This is a genomic window from Streptomyces sp. NBC_01283 (assembly GCF_041435335.1).
In the GTDB taxonomy this organism is placed as follows: domain Bacteria; phylum Actinomycetota; class Actinomycetes; order Streptomycetales; family Streptomycetaceae; genus Streptomyces.
The window spans coordinates 1613041-1627045 of record NZ_CP108430.1 but is presented as its reverse complement, the minus strand read 5'-3'; the positions used below and the strand labels follow the sequence as shown (position 1 = coordinate 1627045).

At 71.9% G+C, this 14005-nt stretch carries 12 protein-coding genes; 9 read left to right on the top strand and 3 right to left on the bottom strand.

Translation table 11 applies throughout. From position 1 onward, the window contains the following. The first annotated feature begins 6 nt into the window (after positions 1 to 6). The gene (locus OG302_RS07540; RefSeq protein WP_371526026.1) at positions 7 to 1374 is read left to right on the top strand and encodes a radical SAM protein; all 1368 of its coding nucleotides are present in this window, start codon (positions 7 to 9) and stop codon (positions 1372 to 1374) included. Here the strand turns inward: OG302_RS07540 and OG302_RS07535 are convergent. Next, positions 1371 to 2036: a TetR/AcrR family transcriptional regulator gene (locus OG302_RS07535; protein ID WP_371526025.1), complete on the bottom strand. Its 666-nt coding sequence runs from the start codon at positions 2034 to 2036 to the stop codon at positions 1371 to 1373. The genes OG302_RS07540 and OG302_RS07535 overlap by 4 nt on opposite strands. Before the next feature lie 83 nt (positions 2037 to 2119). Between OG302_RS07535 and OG302_RS07530 the strand changes: the two genes are divergently transcribed. The 4 genes from OG302_RS07530 to OG302_RS07515 all read left to right on the top strand — a co-directional run bounded on the left by OG302_RS07530 (position 2120) and on the right by OG302_RS07515 (position 5459). Further along, on the top strand, positions 2120 to 3154 hold the full coding sequence (locus OG302_RS07530) for a saccharopine dehydrogenase NADP-binding domain-containing protein (RefSeq protein ID WP_371526024.1): 1035 nt from the start codon (positions 2120 to 2122) through the stop codon (positions 3152 to 3154). Between the two features lie 5 nt (positions 3155 to 3159). Next, positions 3160 to 4035: an NmrA family NAD(P)-binding protein gene (locus OG302_RS07525; RefSeq protein ID WP_371526023.1), complete on the top strand. Its 876-nt coding sequence runs from the start codon at positions 3160 to 3162 to the stop codon at positions 4033 to 4035. A gap of 88 nt (positions 4036 to 4123) precedes the next feature. Next, positions 4124 to 4861 carry an SDR family oxidoreductase gene (locus tag OG302_RS07520; RefSeq protein ID WP_371526022.1) on the top strand — a complete coding sequence of 246 codons (738 nt, stop codon included), beginning with the start codon at positions 4124 to 4126 and terminating at the stop codon, positions 4859 to 4861. A gap of 43 nt (positions 4862 to 4904) precedes the next feature. Beyond that, positions 4905 to 5459 (top strand): GNAT family N-acetyltransferase, encoded by a 555-nt coding sequence (locus OG302_RS07515; protein WP_371526021.1) that lies wholly within the window; start codon positions 4905 to 4907, stop codon positions 5457 to 5459. Positions 5460 to 5496: 37 nt separating this feature from the next. Here the strand turns inward: OG302_RS07515 and OG302_RS07510 are convergent, their stop codons facing one another. Together OG302_RS07510 and OG302_RS07505 are read right to left on the bottom strand one after the other, a co-directional pair. After that, entirely contained in the window at positions 5497 to 7032 is a 1536-nt protein-coding gene (locus OG302_RS07510; RefSeq protein ID WP_371750048.1) for an amino acid permease, read from the bottom strand. Positions 7033 to 7112: 80 nt separating this feature from the next. Continuing rightward, a complete protein-coding gene (locus tag OG302_RS07505) occupies positions 7113 to 8105 on the bottom strand; it encodes a hypothetical protein (protein WP_371526020.1) in 993 nt (330 codons plus the stop codon). A gap of 239 nt (positions 8106 to 8344) precedes the next feature. Here OG302_RS07505 and OG302_RS07500 point away from each other — a divergent pair, with 239 nt between their 5' ends. The 4 genes from OG302_RS07500 to OG302_RS07485 all read left to right on the top strand — a co-directional run bounded on the left by OG302_RS07500 (position 8345) and on the right by OG302_RS07485 (position 13972). Continuing rightward, entirely contained in the window at positions 8345 to 9817 is a 1473-nt protein-coding gene (locus OG302_RS07500) for an FGGY family carbohydrate kinase (protein WP_371526019.1), read from the top strand. Beyond that, the gene (locus tag OG302_RS07495; RefSeq protein ID WP_371526018.1) at positions 9814 to 11256 is read left to right on the top strand and encodes an FAD-dependent oxidoreductase; all 1443 of its coding nucleotides are present in this window, start codon (positions 9814 to 9816) and stop codon (positions 11254 to 11256) included. The genes OG302_RS07500 and OG302_RS07495 overlap by 4 nt, the downstream gene beginning before the upstream one ends. After that, complete coding sequence (locus OG302_RS07490; protein WP_371526017.1) at positions 11253 to 12512, top strand: FAD-dependent oxidoreductase; 1260 nt, start codon at positions 11253 to 11255, stop codon at positions 12510 to 12512. The genes OG302_RS07495 and OG302_RS07490 overlap by 4 nt, the downstream gene beginning before the upstream one ends. A gap of 272 nt (positions 12513 to 12784) precedes the next feature. After that, a complete protein-coding gene (locus OG302_RS07485) occupies positions 12785 to 13972 on the top strand; it encodes an acetyl-CoA C-acyltransferase (RefSeq protein ID WP_371526016.1) in 1188 nt (395 codons plus the stop codon). The last annotated feature ends 33 nt before the right edge of the window (positions 13973 to 14005 follow it).

Below are 14005 nucleotides of genomic sequence, written 5' to 3'. Positions count from 1 at the left end.
CGGCAGATGGCAAGCCGCAGCGAGAGCCGTACCCAGCTCGTAGAGGGACTCATGGAGCGGTTCCCGCAGGTGCCGCGGGAAGCGGTGATCAAAGAGGACCTGCTCCGGGGTGGCATGGCCTTCGACGAGTCCGCGCTGAGCGACAACGAGGGCGGTGAGGTCAAGCCGAAGTCGTACTTCATCTTCTCCTTCGACCACAGCACCCTGCCCGAGCTCGGCGCCGCAGCCCTGCGCCGCCCGCCCGAGGAGATCGTCCTCACCGGTGGCCCCTACGACCTGCGCCGCACGGTGGTCTCGGTCCGCGTGAACCCTTCGTCGCCGTACCGCGTGGCCGCCGACGACAACGGCGTCCTCGGCCTCTACCTCGACGGCGTACGCATCTCCGACGTGGGCCTGCCGCCGATGCCGGACTACTACCGGCACACCCTGGAGAACGGCAAGTCCGTCATGGAGGTGGCGCCCACCATCCAGTGGGGCTACCTCATCTATCTGACGGTCTTCCGTGTCTGCCAGTACTTCGGCGCCAAGGAGGAGTGCCAGTACTGCGACATCAACCACAACTGGCGCCAGCAGAAGGCGGCGGGCCGCCCCTACACGGGCGTGAAGCCGATGGATGAGGTCCTTGAGGCCCTCGCCATCATCGACAAGTACGACACCGCGAAGTCCTCCACCGCCTACACGCTCACCGGCGGCGCCATCACCTCGCAGATCGGCGGCAAGGACGAGGCCGACTTCTACGGGCAGTACGCGAAGGCCATCGAGGAGCGCTTCCCCGGCCGCTGGATCGGCAAGGTCGTCGCGCAGGCGCTGCCCAAGGCGGACGTACAGCGCTTCCACGACTACGGCGTGCGGATCTACCACCCCAACTACGAGGTGTGGGACCCGTATCTGTTCGAGCGCTACTGCCCCGGCAAGGAGCGCTACGTCGGCCGTGACGAGTGGCACCGCCGCATCCTGGACTCCGCCGATGTCTTCGGGCCGCGCAACGTCATCCCGAACTTCGTGGCGGGCGTGGAGATGGCGGAGCCGTTCGGCTTCAAGACGGTCGGCGAGGCCATCGACTCCACCGTCGAGGGCCTCCAGTACTTCATGTCGCGCGGCATCACGCCCCGCTTTACCACGTGGTGCCCCGAGCCCACGACACCGCTGGGCAAGGCGAACCCGCAGGGCGCGCCGCTGGAGTACCACGTGCGCCTGCTGGAGGCGTACCGCGCGACGATGGAGTCCAACGGCCTCTCGTCGCCTCCCGGTTACGGTCCGGCGGGGCCGGGGCGTGCGGTGTTCTCCGTCTCGTCCTTCATGGACAGCCTCTCCCCGGACGCGGCTGCCCCGGAGGACCAGGTGACCGGGAACGGTGTCCCCGAGAAGGCCTAGTCCCCGTAACTCCTCGTTCCCGGTCCCTGGGGCGTGGAGAGCGCCGCCAGCAGACGTTCGGCCTCCGCCGTCACCGAGGTGAGGGCGGAGGCCGGGTCGGGTGAGCGGGCCAGGAGCATGCCCGCCTCGCACAGCGCGCCGAACATCAGCTGGCAGCGCACGTCCAGATCCCCGCCTTCGCCGAAGTGACCTTCGGCCGCCGCCATTCGCATGCCCTGGGTCAGCACCCGCAGCGTATGGGCGTACTGGATCTCGCGGACGGTCTCCCAGCCGAGGACCGCGGGCGCGTCGAGCAGTGTGATCCGCCGGAACCCGGGGTCGAGGCAGTGTTCCAGGAAGCGGCGGCAGCCGCGCCGCAGCGCCGACCGGGCGTCGGCCTCCTCGGCCGCCGCGCGCTCCAACTCCGCCGCGATCTCCTGCTGTTCACGGACGAACACCGCGTGGAAGAGGTCCGCCTTGCCCGCGAAGTGGTGGTAGGCCGCGCCTTTGGTGACACCGGCGGACGCCGCCACGGCGACGATCGACGTCGTCGCGTACCCGTCCCGGCCGAAGAGGCGCTGCGCCGCGGCGACCAACCGCGCGGTGGTCGCGTCGGAGCGTTCCGCCTGTGTGCGGCGGGCAGTTGGCCGCCCTGACGGTGCTGGCGACGCTGACGGGATCACGGCTCGGCTCCTCTTGACGAACATATTCAGGGTACGTAGGTTCCGCACCAGTTGCATACCTTCGGTATGAAAGCGAGTTGAGCATGACAAAGCCGCTCTTCGCGATCTACGGAGCCTATGGCCACACCGGACGCCTCGTGGCGTCCGAACTCCTCGCCCGAGACGCGGAGTTGCTCCTGGTCGGGCGTGATGCCGAGGCGTTACGGGCGCTGGCCGGTGAACTCGACGCGGGAGTAAGGGTGTCGACCCGTACCGCCGCCGTGGACGACGCCCCGGCGCTGCGCGAGGTGATGACGGACGCCGACGTCCTCATCCAGTGTGCGGGCCCCTTCGCCGTCACCGGCGCGCCCGTCGCCGCCGCCGCGGCGGAAGCGGGCTGTCACTACATCGACCACGCACTCGAACCCCACCACGTGAAAGGGGTCTTCGACACCGCGCAGGCCACGGCGCAGCGCACCGGCGCCGTCATGATCCCCGGTCTCAGCTTCTACGGCGGCCTCGGCGACCTGCTTGCGGGAGCGGTGTCGGACGGCATCGCGGGCATCGACCGGATCGTCGTCGCGTACGCCGTGAACGGCTGGCGGCTGACCACCGGTGCCAAGAACACCGCCACCCGCCTCTTGGCCGAGACCGAGCGCCTCACCTTCGGTGACGGCGTCCTGCACGCGGGCTATGTCGAACCCCGCAACGCCGTCTTCCCCTTCCCGCCGCCGCTCGGCCCGCGCTCGATGATCGCCCCGTTCCCGTCGAGCGAGGTCGTGACGGTCCCGCGCCATGTCCCGGCCCGCGCCATCGACCTGATGCTCAGCACCAGCGCCTTCGAGGCGGCCGAGGCGTTCGACAGCGAGCACATCGGTGCCGCGGAACGGGCGGAGACCGACTTCACCGTCGCCGTCCAGGCGATGTGGGAAGGGGGCGGCGTGGCAGGGCAGTTGACGGGCCGTGACCTGTGGAGGGCCGGCGCGCTCGCCTCGGTGGAGGGCGCGGTGCGGATCGCGGAGGGCAGGGGGCCGACGAAGACGGGGGTCCTCGCACCCGGGGAGGCCTTCCCGGCGGAGCCGTTCCTGCGGGAGCTGGAGCGGCAGGGCGCCTTCACGCTCACGCTGAGCGGAAGGTGAGCGCGATGCCGTCGAACGAACCCGTCCTCGTGACCGGCGCCGCGGGAGGGCAGCAGGGTTCCACCGGCCGCCATGTCGTACGGCTGCTCCTGGAACAGGGGCAGGCGGTACGCGCCCTGGTGCGGACCGACGACGAACGTGCCGCCTCGCTGCGGAAGCTGGGCGCAGAGGTGGTCGTCGGCGATCTCCGCGAGATCACGGACGTGCTCGCGGCGGTGCGGGGCGTGCGGCGCGCCTTCTTCACCTACCCGGTGACCGGCGGCCTGCTCGACGCGGCAGGCGCGTTCGCGGCCGCGGCCCGGCGCGCGGGGCTCGAACGCGTCGTCGAGGTGTCACAGCTCGCCGCCGCGCCGGACGCGGGGACACCCCGGATGCGGCAGCACTGGGTCGCCGAGGAGGTCTTCGACCGGGCAGGGATCGGGGCGGTGCACCTGAGGGCCGGGGTCTTCTTCGAGAACCTCGACTTCCTGGTGCGGGCGGGCGGCGGACGTGAGCTGGCGATGCCGCTCGGCTCCCTGGGCACGGTGCTCCCGCTGATCGCGGGCGAGGACGTGGCACGGGTGGGCGCGGGACTCCTCACGGACCCGCTGCAGAAGTGCCCGGATCCGGTGGTGCTCCTGACCGGGCAGATCCTGACCGTGGGGGAGGTCGTGGAGACGTACGGCGGGGGTCTGAAGTACGTGGACGTGTCGCCGGAGGAGTGGCGGGAGCGGGCCACGGAGCTGTACGGCGACACGCATGTGGTGGCCCACCTGGACAAACTGTGGGAACTGTTCCGCCTGATCGGCTCGCACCACGAGCTGTACGAGGTGACGCCGTCCATCGCGCGGTTCGGGGGGAGGGCGCCGGGGACGTTGCGGGAGTTCGTCAGGGGGCGCTGAAGATCCGGGCCCTCCGGATATCCAGCCCGGGGTGCAGAATGATCGATCAAACGGCAACCTTGAGCCACCCCGCCCTCCGGAGGACAACGTGCACCCCGTAACCGTCATCACCGGCGGCAGCCGCGGCATCGGCGCGGCCATCTCCACCCGCCTCGCCAAGGACGGCCACCACATCGCCCTCGGTTACCACTCCGACGCCGACGCCGCCGAGAAGGTGGCCGCGGAAGTGCGCGCGACGGGCGCCGGCGCCCGCTGCGTCACCGTCCGGATGGACACCGCCGACGAGGCGGACGTCGACCGCCTCTTCGAGGCCGCCGCCGCGGAACTCGGCCCGGTCACGGGACTGGTGAACAACGCGGGGATCGGCGCCCCGGTGGGCCCCCTCGCGGATGCGGACGCCGCCGCCATGCGCCGCGCACTCGACGTGAACGTACTCGGCTACCTCCTCTGCGCCCGTCGCGCGATCCGCGACATGAAGCGCACCGGCGCGGGCGGCGGCATCGTGAACATCTCCTCCGCGGCGGCGACCCTCGGCGCCCCGGGCGAGTACGTCCACTACGCCGCCGCCAAGGGAGCCGTCGACACGATGACCGTCGGGCTGTCGAAGGAGGTCGCGGCGGACGGCATCCGCGTCAACGCGGTCGCGCCCGGCGTGATCTGGACCGAGTTCCACGCGGACCCCGAACGCCCGGCGAAGCTCGCCGCGGGCATCCCCCTGGGGCGTTCGGGCCACCCCGACGAGATCGCGGCGGCCGTCGCCTGGCTGCTCTCGGACGAGGCGTCCTACGCGAGCGGCACCGTCCTGCGGGTGGCGGGCGGAAGGTGAGCGGACCGGCCCGCGCGCCTGCCGCAGTCCCTACGCTTGGCGCATGATCACCGAATCCGCGCGCATCACACCGGACGTCGTCATGCGCCTCGCCACGCTGGAGGACGCGGACGGCCTCGCCCGTGCCTGTCTGCGCAGCCGGGCCCACCTGGAGCCGTGGGAGCCGACCAGGCCCGATGACTTCTTCACCTCGCGGGCGCAGACCGCCCGGCTCCGCGCCCAGCTGGAGGAGTGCCGGGCCGGGCGGGCGGTGCCCTGGGTCCTCGACCGCGAGGGGGAGATCGTCGGCACCGTCACGCTGTCCGGCATCGCCCTCGGCCCGTTCCGCAGCGGAGTGCTCGGCTACTGGACCGACGTGGACCACGTCGGGCGCGGTCTCGCCACCGCCGCCGTCGCGCGGGCCTGCGCGGCGGCCGACACCGAGCTCGGCCTGCACCGCGTCGAGGCGGGCACCCTCCTGGACAACGTGCCCTCGCAGCGGGTCCTGGCCAAGTGCGGCTTCGAGGAGTTCGGTGTCGCGCCGCAGTACCTGCACATCGACGGTGCCTGGCGCGACCACCGGCTCTTCCAGCGGATCCTCAACGGCCGTACCCCGTAAGGCGATCCCGGGGCACGGCCGTTCGAGACAGGTCCGCCTAAATGATGTCCTCCGCGATCTCCGCCTGCTCCCGCTCCGACCCGTACGCCGACGGCGTGCTGTAGGAGCGACGCGCCACGAACCACCACACCGTGGCGAGGGTCAGCACCACGACGAGCGCGATCGACGCGTAGTTCATCGTGTCGACCGTCACCGGCGAGGCCTGCGGCAGGCAGAACAGGACCGTCACGAACACCACCCAGATCACCGCGATCCAGCCGATGGGCTTGCTCCAGCGGCCCAGGTTCCACGGGCCCGGCTGGAAGCGGTCGCCCGCCCGCAGCCGCAGGTAGATCGGGATGGCGTACGCGGGAGTGATCCCGATGACGTTGATGGCGGTCACGGCCGTGTACGCGGTCGTCGAGTACAGCGAGGGCAGGGCGATGACGGCGGCAAGACCGACCGAGAGCCACACGGCGGGCACCGGGACCTGGGTGCGGGAGCTGACCTTGCGCCACACCTTCGAGCCGGGCAGCGCGTTGTCGCGGCTGAAGGCGAACACCATGCGGCTGGCGGCGGCCGTCTCCGCGTTGCCGCAGAACAGCTGCGCCACGATCACGATGAGCAGCAGGGCGGTCGCACCGGACTCGCCGATCGCGTCGATCATGATCTGCGCCGGCGGCACGCCGGTCTCGGTGTTCTGGGTGCCCGCGTAGTCCTGGATCGCGAACGTCAGCCCTGCCAGCAGCACGAAACCGGCGATCCAGGATGCCCAGATGGCACGCACGATGCCGCGCGCCGCGGTCACCGACGCGTTGGAGGTCTCCTCCGAGAGGTGCGCGGAGGCGTCGTACCCGCAGAAGGTGTACTGGGCGAGGAGCAGGCCGATCGCCGTGACGTAGAGCGGGTTGTCCCACCCGGTGTGGTTGACGAACTCGCCGAAGACGAAACCGGGCGACTGGTGGTGGTCCGGCACGATCGCCAGGACGCCCACGATCACCGCGACACCTGCCACGTGCCACCACACGCTGATCGAGTTGAGCAGACTGACCAGACGCACGTTGAAGAGGTTCAGGACGGCGTGCAGCAGCAGGATGCAGAGGAAGATCAGGAAGGTCTTCTCGGGGGTCGGCGTGAAGCCGAACTTCAGGTTGAGGAACGCCCCGGTGAACAGCGCGGCGCCGTAGTCGATGCCCGCTATCGCGCCGAGCAGGCCGAGGAGGTTCAGCCAGCCCGTGTACCAGCCCCAGCGCCGCCCGCCGAGCCGGTCGGCCATGTAGTAGAGCGCTCCCGACGTCGGGTACGCGCTGGTGACCTCGGCGAGCGCCATGCCCACGAAGAGCACGAAGAGGCCGACGCCCGCCCAGCCCCAGAGCATCACGGCCGGGCCGCCGGTGCCGAGCCCGAAGCCGTACAGGGTCATGCAGCCGGAGAGGATGGAGATGACGGAGAAGCTGATGGCGAAGTTGCCGAAGCCACCCATCCGGCGTGCCAGGACCGGCTGGTAGCCGAGCTCCCTGAGCCTCTGTTCCTCGTCGGGCAGCGGGGCCGCGGTCGATGCGGGACTCGACCAGGTGGTGCGGGACACGGATATACCTCCGTCGGGGGGCGGTGGACCGGGGAGCTGGTGGTGCTGATTCGGGAGGCTGCGGCCGGGGCCCGTGGCCGGGGGCGTCAGCCCGGGTCTCGTACGGCGCTCATACAGCGCGTACGTGCCTGCATGAAGGCCTCGGCCGCCGCGTCCGCGTCACCGGGCGACCGCGTGCGGTACGTCCACGGCGCCACGGTGTAGAAGGGGTCGAGGGCCTCGAACACCCTGGCCGCGTGCTGGAATTCATGCGCGCCCCATAACGCGTGGGCCAGGTGGCTGAGGTCCAGGAGCGAGGTCGCAGCGGGCAGCGCGTGCTCAAACCACAGGTGCAGCGCGCGCAGGGCCGAGCGGGTCGCGTCCTCCCCTATCCAGTGCAGGTCCAGGGCGTGTTCGGCGCCGCCGTCCTTGCGGTACCGCTCGACGCGCACATACAGGGGCAGTGCGTGGAGCGCCGATCCCGCGGGCGCCGAACCCGAGGCCCAGTGGGCGAAGTTGACCGCCTCGGTGAGCGGGCCGCCGGGGCGGCGGGTGTACGCGAACTGCAGCATCCGGTGGTAGGCCTCACGGTTGCCCGGGTCGCGCTTGTCGGCCTCCGCGAGGAGGTGCCAGGGGCCGGGGAACAGCATCGGCTCGGGGGCCGGGACCCGGTGCTCGTCCCAGCGCTGCCCCTTGTCGAGCTGTGCGAGGGCGAGCAGGCAGACCCAGGGCACGGGGTCCTCGGGCGAGGCGTCGATCGCGGCTCCGCACGCCGCTGCCGCCTCGCGCCACAGTTCGTTGGTGTGGCGGTGTCCGGCGCGATGGGCGCGCAGTGTCCGCTCGACGAGGACCCTGGTGTGCAGAACGGTCGCCGCGGCGCTGTGCGGTTCCTCGGCCTGCCAGGTCCTGACCAGATCGGAGCCGGCCACGGCGGCGGCCAGGATCTGCGTACGTTGCGTCCACAGTCCCCAGTCGGGTGTCGAGTCGAGCAGGTTGCGCGTCGACACCCAGCGACCCGTCTTGAGGTCCTGGAGAACGGCGCGCAACTGTTCGTCGTGGCCCGCCGGGTGGTACACGGGGCGGCCTGACGGAGTGGGCATGAATCCTCTGTGGGGGAGGTGCGGTGGGCTGGTGGCGTGAACTGGCCTAGGACGGAATGATGTTGTTCGGCGGTCAGTGTAGATCTGTAGCTTCTATTTTCAGGGCAGTTCGTGGATCTTTTCGGCACGACTTGTGTTCAACTCGGCGCGCCAATTGGTAATTTGAGGAAAAGTCAGTCGGGAACCGGCCAGTAGAGGGGCTCTTGACGCCCTCCTGGGCGCTGTAGCAGGCTTCCGCGGTGATCACCAATGGCAGCGGACCGCGCGGCGAGGCTGTCCTCGCCATCGACCAGGGCACGTCCGGCACGAAGGCGCTCGTGCTCTGTCCGGACCGCGGGGTGATCGGCTCAGGTGCCGCGCCCGTACGCCCGCGCCACCTCCCCGGAGGTCGGGTGGAGGTCGATCCTGCGGCGCTCCTCGCCTCGGTCGTCGACGCGGGACGCCGCGCCCTGGCCGACGCGGGGGAGCCCGTCGCCGCGGTCGGTCTCGCCAACCAGGGCGAGACGGTGCTCGCCTGGGATCCCGCATCGGGCCGCCCGCTCACGGAGGCGATCGTCTGGCAGGACCGGCGCGCGGAGCCGCTGTGCAATGAACTCTCCCCGTACGCGGATGAGTTGCGGCACCTCACCGGACTGCCCCTCGACCCCTACTTCGCCGCGCCCAAGATGGCATGGATACGCCGCCACCTCACCCGGGAAGGCGTCGTCACCACCAGCGACACCTGGCTGGTCCACCGGCTCACCGGCGAGTTCGTCACCGACGCGGCGACCGCCGGACGCACCCAGCTCCTCGACCTGGACGACGTCACGTGGTCACAGCGCGCCCTCGACCTCTTCGGCCTCGCCGACGAGCGGCTGCCACGCGTCGTCGACGCGGCGGGCCCGGTCGGCACCACGAAGGCCTTCGGCCCCGAACTCCCGCTGACCGGACTCCTCGTCGACCAGCAGGCCGCGCTGCTCGCCCAGGACGTGACCGAGCCGGGCACCGCCAAGTGCACCTACGGCACCGGCGCGTTCCTGCTCGCCCAGACCGGCGCCCGCCCGCGACGCGGTGAATCCGGCCTGGTCAGCTGTGTCGCCTGGCGCCTCGCGGGGGAGAGCAGCTACTGCCTCGACGGGCAGGTCTACACGGCCGCGTCCGCCGTGCGCTGGCTCACGGACCTCGGCGTGATCGAAGGAGCGGCGGACCTCGACCTGGTGGGCTCGTCGGTGGTGGACACGGGCGGCGTCACGTTCGTGCCCGCGCTCGCCGGACTCGCCGCGCCCTGGTGGCGCGGCGACCTGCGCGGCTCGATCACCGGCCTCGGCCTCGACACGGCCCCCGGCCATCTCGTCCGCGCCCTGTGCGAGGGCGTCGCCGCCCAGGTGGCATCCCTCACCGACGCCGTGGCCGCCGACCTGGGTGAACCCCTGACCAGCCTGCGCGTCGACGGCGGTCTGACCCGCTCGGCCGTCCTGATGCAGACCCAGGCCGACCTCCTTCAACTGCCCGTCGAAGTCTCGGCGTTGCCCGATGTCACCGCCCTCGGCGTGGGTGCTGTCGCCCGCATGGGCCTGGACCCGAAGCTCACGGTGCGGGACGCCGTCCCGCGGTGGCGGCCATCCACCGTGTACGAGCCGAAGATCGACGCCACGCAGGCCGCCGAGCGCCTCGGGGGCTTCCGCTCCGCCGTCGACGCCCTCCTCGACCGCGCGCCCGTACCGACGCCGTGAGCGTCACGGCCAAGGGTCCGCTGCCCTCCGAGCCCTACGACGTGACGGTCGTCGGCGCCGGAGTGGTCGGCTCGGCCATCGCCAGGGAGCTGGCCGGACACCACCGCCTCCGTATCGCCCTGGTGGAGGCGTCCGGCGATGTGGGAGACGGCACGTCGAAGGCCAACACCGCCATCCTGCACACCGGTTTCGATGCCGTGCCGGGATCCCTGGAGGCCCGTCTCGTACGGGAGGGCAGCCGTCTGCTCGGCGCGTACGCCGCCGAGTCGGGCATCCCCGTCGAACCGGTCGGCGCGCTGCTGGTCGCCTGGGACGAGGAGCAACTCGCGGCACTTCCGGGCCTGTTGAAGAAGGCGGAACGCAACGGATACGACGAGGCGCACATCATCGGCGCCGACGAGGTCCGCGCCCGCGAACCACACTTGGGAGAAGGCGCGTTGGGGGCGCTCTCCGTCCCCGGCGAGTCCATCATCTGCCCCTGGACGACGACACTCGCGTACGCGACTCAGGCCGTGCGCGGGGGAGTGGACCTGCACCTCAACTGCGCGGTGGAGAAGGTCGGCGCGTCGTCGCCCGACGGCTCTGCATGCCATGCACTGACCACGCCCCGCGGTGTCGTGCGCACCCGCTACCTCATCAACGCCGCGGGTCTGCACGCCGACGCGCTCGACCGGCGGCTGCTCGGGCGCGGCGAGTTCACGGTGACCCCGCGCCGCGGCCAGCTCATCGTCTTCGACAAGCTCGCCCGCGACCTGGTCAGTCACATCCTCCTGCCGGTGCCGACGGCGCTCGGCAAGGGGGTCCTGGTGGCGCCCACCGTGTACGGAAACGTCCTTCTCGGCCCCACCGCCGAGGAGTTGGACGACAAGAGGGCGACAGGCACGACCGAGGACGGCCTCGCCGGACTGCGCGCCAAGGGCCGGCGCATCCTGCCCGCCCTGCTGGACGAGGAGGTCACCGCGGTCTACGCCGGGCTGCGGGCGGCCACCGAGCACGACGACTACCAGATCCACGCCTGCCCCGAGGAGCGGTGCATCACCGTCGGCGGCATCCGCTCCACCGGCCTCACCGCCTCGATGGCCATCGCGGAATACGTCGTCGGCCTGCTCGCCGAGGCCGCGGGACCCGACCTCGACCTGACCGTGCCCGGCAGCCTCGACCCGGTGAGCATGCCGAACCTCGGCGAGGCGTACCCCCGCCCCTACCAGCGCGCCGACCTCATCGCGACCGACCCCGCGTACGGCAGCATCGTCTGCCACTGCGAGCGCGTGACCCGCGGAGAGATCAGGGACGCCCTCATCAGCACGGTCCCGCCCGGGTCACTGGACGGACTGCGGCGCAGGACACGCGCGCGGGGCGGACGCTGCCAGGGGTTCTACTGCGGGGCCGCGGTACGTGAACTCTTCGACGGCTGGGGCGAGTCGGGGGCGGGGCGATGAGGAGGCAGCGGCATGTGGACGTACTCGTCGTGGGCGCGGGCCCCGCGGGACTCGCCGCGGCCACCCGCCTCGCTGCTTCGGGCGCGGGCGCGGTGGAGGTCCTGGAACGGGATGCGCGGGCCGGTGGCGTGCCGCGCCACTGCCACCACGGCGGGTTCGGGCGGTGGGGAGTGACGGGCCCGCAGTACGCGGAGAGCCTCGTCGAGGCCGCGCTCGGCGCCGGAGCGGCCGTGCGGACCGGGGTGAGCGCCACCGGCTGGGCCGGGGCCTTGTCCCTGGACACGACGGGACCGCACGGCCTGGAGCGGATCACCGCGCGTGCCGTGGTCCTGGCCACGGGTGCGCGGGAACGGCCACGGACGGCGCGGCTCGTGCCGGGGACGCGCCCGGCCGGGGTGTTCACCACGGGGGAGTTGCAGCAGGCGGTCCACGTCTACCGGCAGGAGATCGGGACCCGGGCGGTCGTCGTGGGGGCGGAGCCGGTGAGCTACGCGGCGCTGTCCGCCCTGCGGCACGCCGGCGTGGAGGTCGCGGCGCTCGTCACGGAGGAGGCGCGGGCCCAGGTGAGCCCGGTACGGGCCGCGGCGGCTCGCTTCGGGGTGGCCCGGGTTCCGCTGGTGACCGGGGCGGTGGTGGCCGAACTCCTGGGACGCGGGCGGCTGTCGGGGGTACGGCTGAGGCGGCGCGACGGCCGGGAGCGGGTGCTCGCCTGCGACACGGTGGTGTTCACCGGCGACTTCGTTCCCGACCACGAGCTGGCCCGGCGCGGGGGAGTGCTCCTCGATCCCGGAACGCGGGGCCCGGCGGTGGACGGTTCGTTCCGCACCGCGTCGCCCGGGATCTTCGCGGTGGGCAACGGGGTGCACGCGGTGGAACCGGCGCGAGTGGCCGCGGAGGAGGGGGTACGGGTCGCGGGTCCGGTACGAGACCGTCTGGCGGGTGCGGGGTGGCCTTCCGGCGCGGTACCGCTGGTGGTCGAATCCCCACTGCGGTGGGTGGCGCCGAACCGGGTCGCGCCCGGTGCTCCGGTGGGGGCCGAGGTGGCCGAGGGGCCCGGAGGGCCTGGGGGCCGCTTCGTCCTGCGGACGGCGGAAGCCGTGTTCTGCCCCCTCCTGGTGGTCACGCAGGACGGGCGGTGCCTGCACCGGCAGCGGGTGATGCGCAGGGTGCTGCCCAACCAGGGGCTGTATCTCTCGGGGAGCTGGGCGGGGGACGCCGACGCGGGGGGCGGGCCGGTGCGGGTGGCCGTCGGCTGAATGGCTCGTGTGGTGGCTAGGGTCATCGCGGCGCGTGCGGCGGCTGCAGCCCATACGGCAGCTGCGGCCCGTCCGGCGAATGCGGTCCGCCCGGCGATCGTGGACGACCCGGCGGAGCCAGTGATCCGCGGCGCGTGAGGCTGGTGGAACAAGTCACCCTTCCCACTGGCGCCCGCTGCCCGTAGACTCCAAAACTAGCAGTGCTAATTTACGTCAAGGCCGTCATGCAGTGACCCCGCAGACGATGACCGCAAACGATCCGGAGCCGTATCGTGCGCCCAGTCCACTTCGCCGCAGCCCGCCGCACCCCCATCGGTAAACTCCGCGGCAGCCTCTCCTCCGTCCGCCCGGACGACCTCGCCGCCACCGTCGTACGAGGCCTCCTCGCGGGCACCCCCGAGCTGGACCCCGCCCGGATCGACGACATCTACTGGGGCGCCGCCAACCAGGCGGGCGAGGACAACCGCAACGTGGCCCGCATGGCCGCCCTCCTCGCCGGTCTCCCGGAATCCGTGCCCGGCGCCACCGTGAACCGGCTCTGCGCCTCCGGCATGGAAGCCGTCACCGCCGCCGCCCGTACGATCGCGTCCGGCGAGGCCGACATCGTCCTCGCGGGCGGCTCCGAGTCGATGAGCCGCGCCCCCTTCGTCCTGCCGCGCCCGGACGAGGCCCTGCCGCACAAGATGGAGACCGCCGACACCCGGCTCGGCTGGCGCCTGGTCAACCCGGCGATGAAGGACCTGCACGGCGTCCTCGCGATGGGCGAGACCGCAGAAGAGGTCGCCGAGCGCTACGGCGTCTCCCGTGAGCGCCAGGACACCTTCGCCCTGCGCAGCCACCAACGCGCCACCGAGGCCCGCAAGAACGGCCACTTCGACGACGAGATCCTGCCCGTCACCCGGCCCGACGGCACCCTCGTCGAGCTCGACGAATGCATCCGCGAGGACACCTCGTACGAGAAGCTCAGCGGCCTGCGTCCCGTCTTCCGCAAGGGCGGCAGCGTCACCGCGGGCAACGCGTCGCCGATGAACGACGGCGCGGCCGGACTCCTCCTCGTCAGCGAGGAAGCCCTGAACGAGCTCGGGCTCGAATCCCTCGGGCGGTACGTCGCGGGTGCTTCCGCCGGTGTGCACCCGGACGTCATGGGCATCGGGCCCGTACCCGCCACGCAGAAGGCACTCGCCCGCGTCGGCTGGTCCATCGGCGACCTCCAGGAGGCGGAGTTCAACGAGGCGTTCGCGGCCCAGGCGCTCGCCTGCGTCGACGCCCTGGGCATCGACCCGGAGCTGGTGAACCCGACCGGCGGCGCCATCGCCATCGGTCACCCCCTCGGCTGCTCCGGCGCCCGCATCCTGACCACGCTGCTGCACCGCATGCGCCGCACCGGCGCCGCCCGCGGCCTCGCCACGATGTGCGTGGGCGTCGGCCAGGGCAGCGCGCTGCTCGTCGAGCGCGGCTGAGTCACTCCCCGAAAAGGCTGCACGGAACGTACG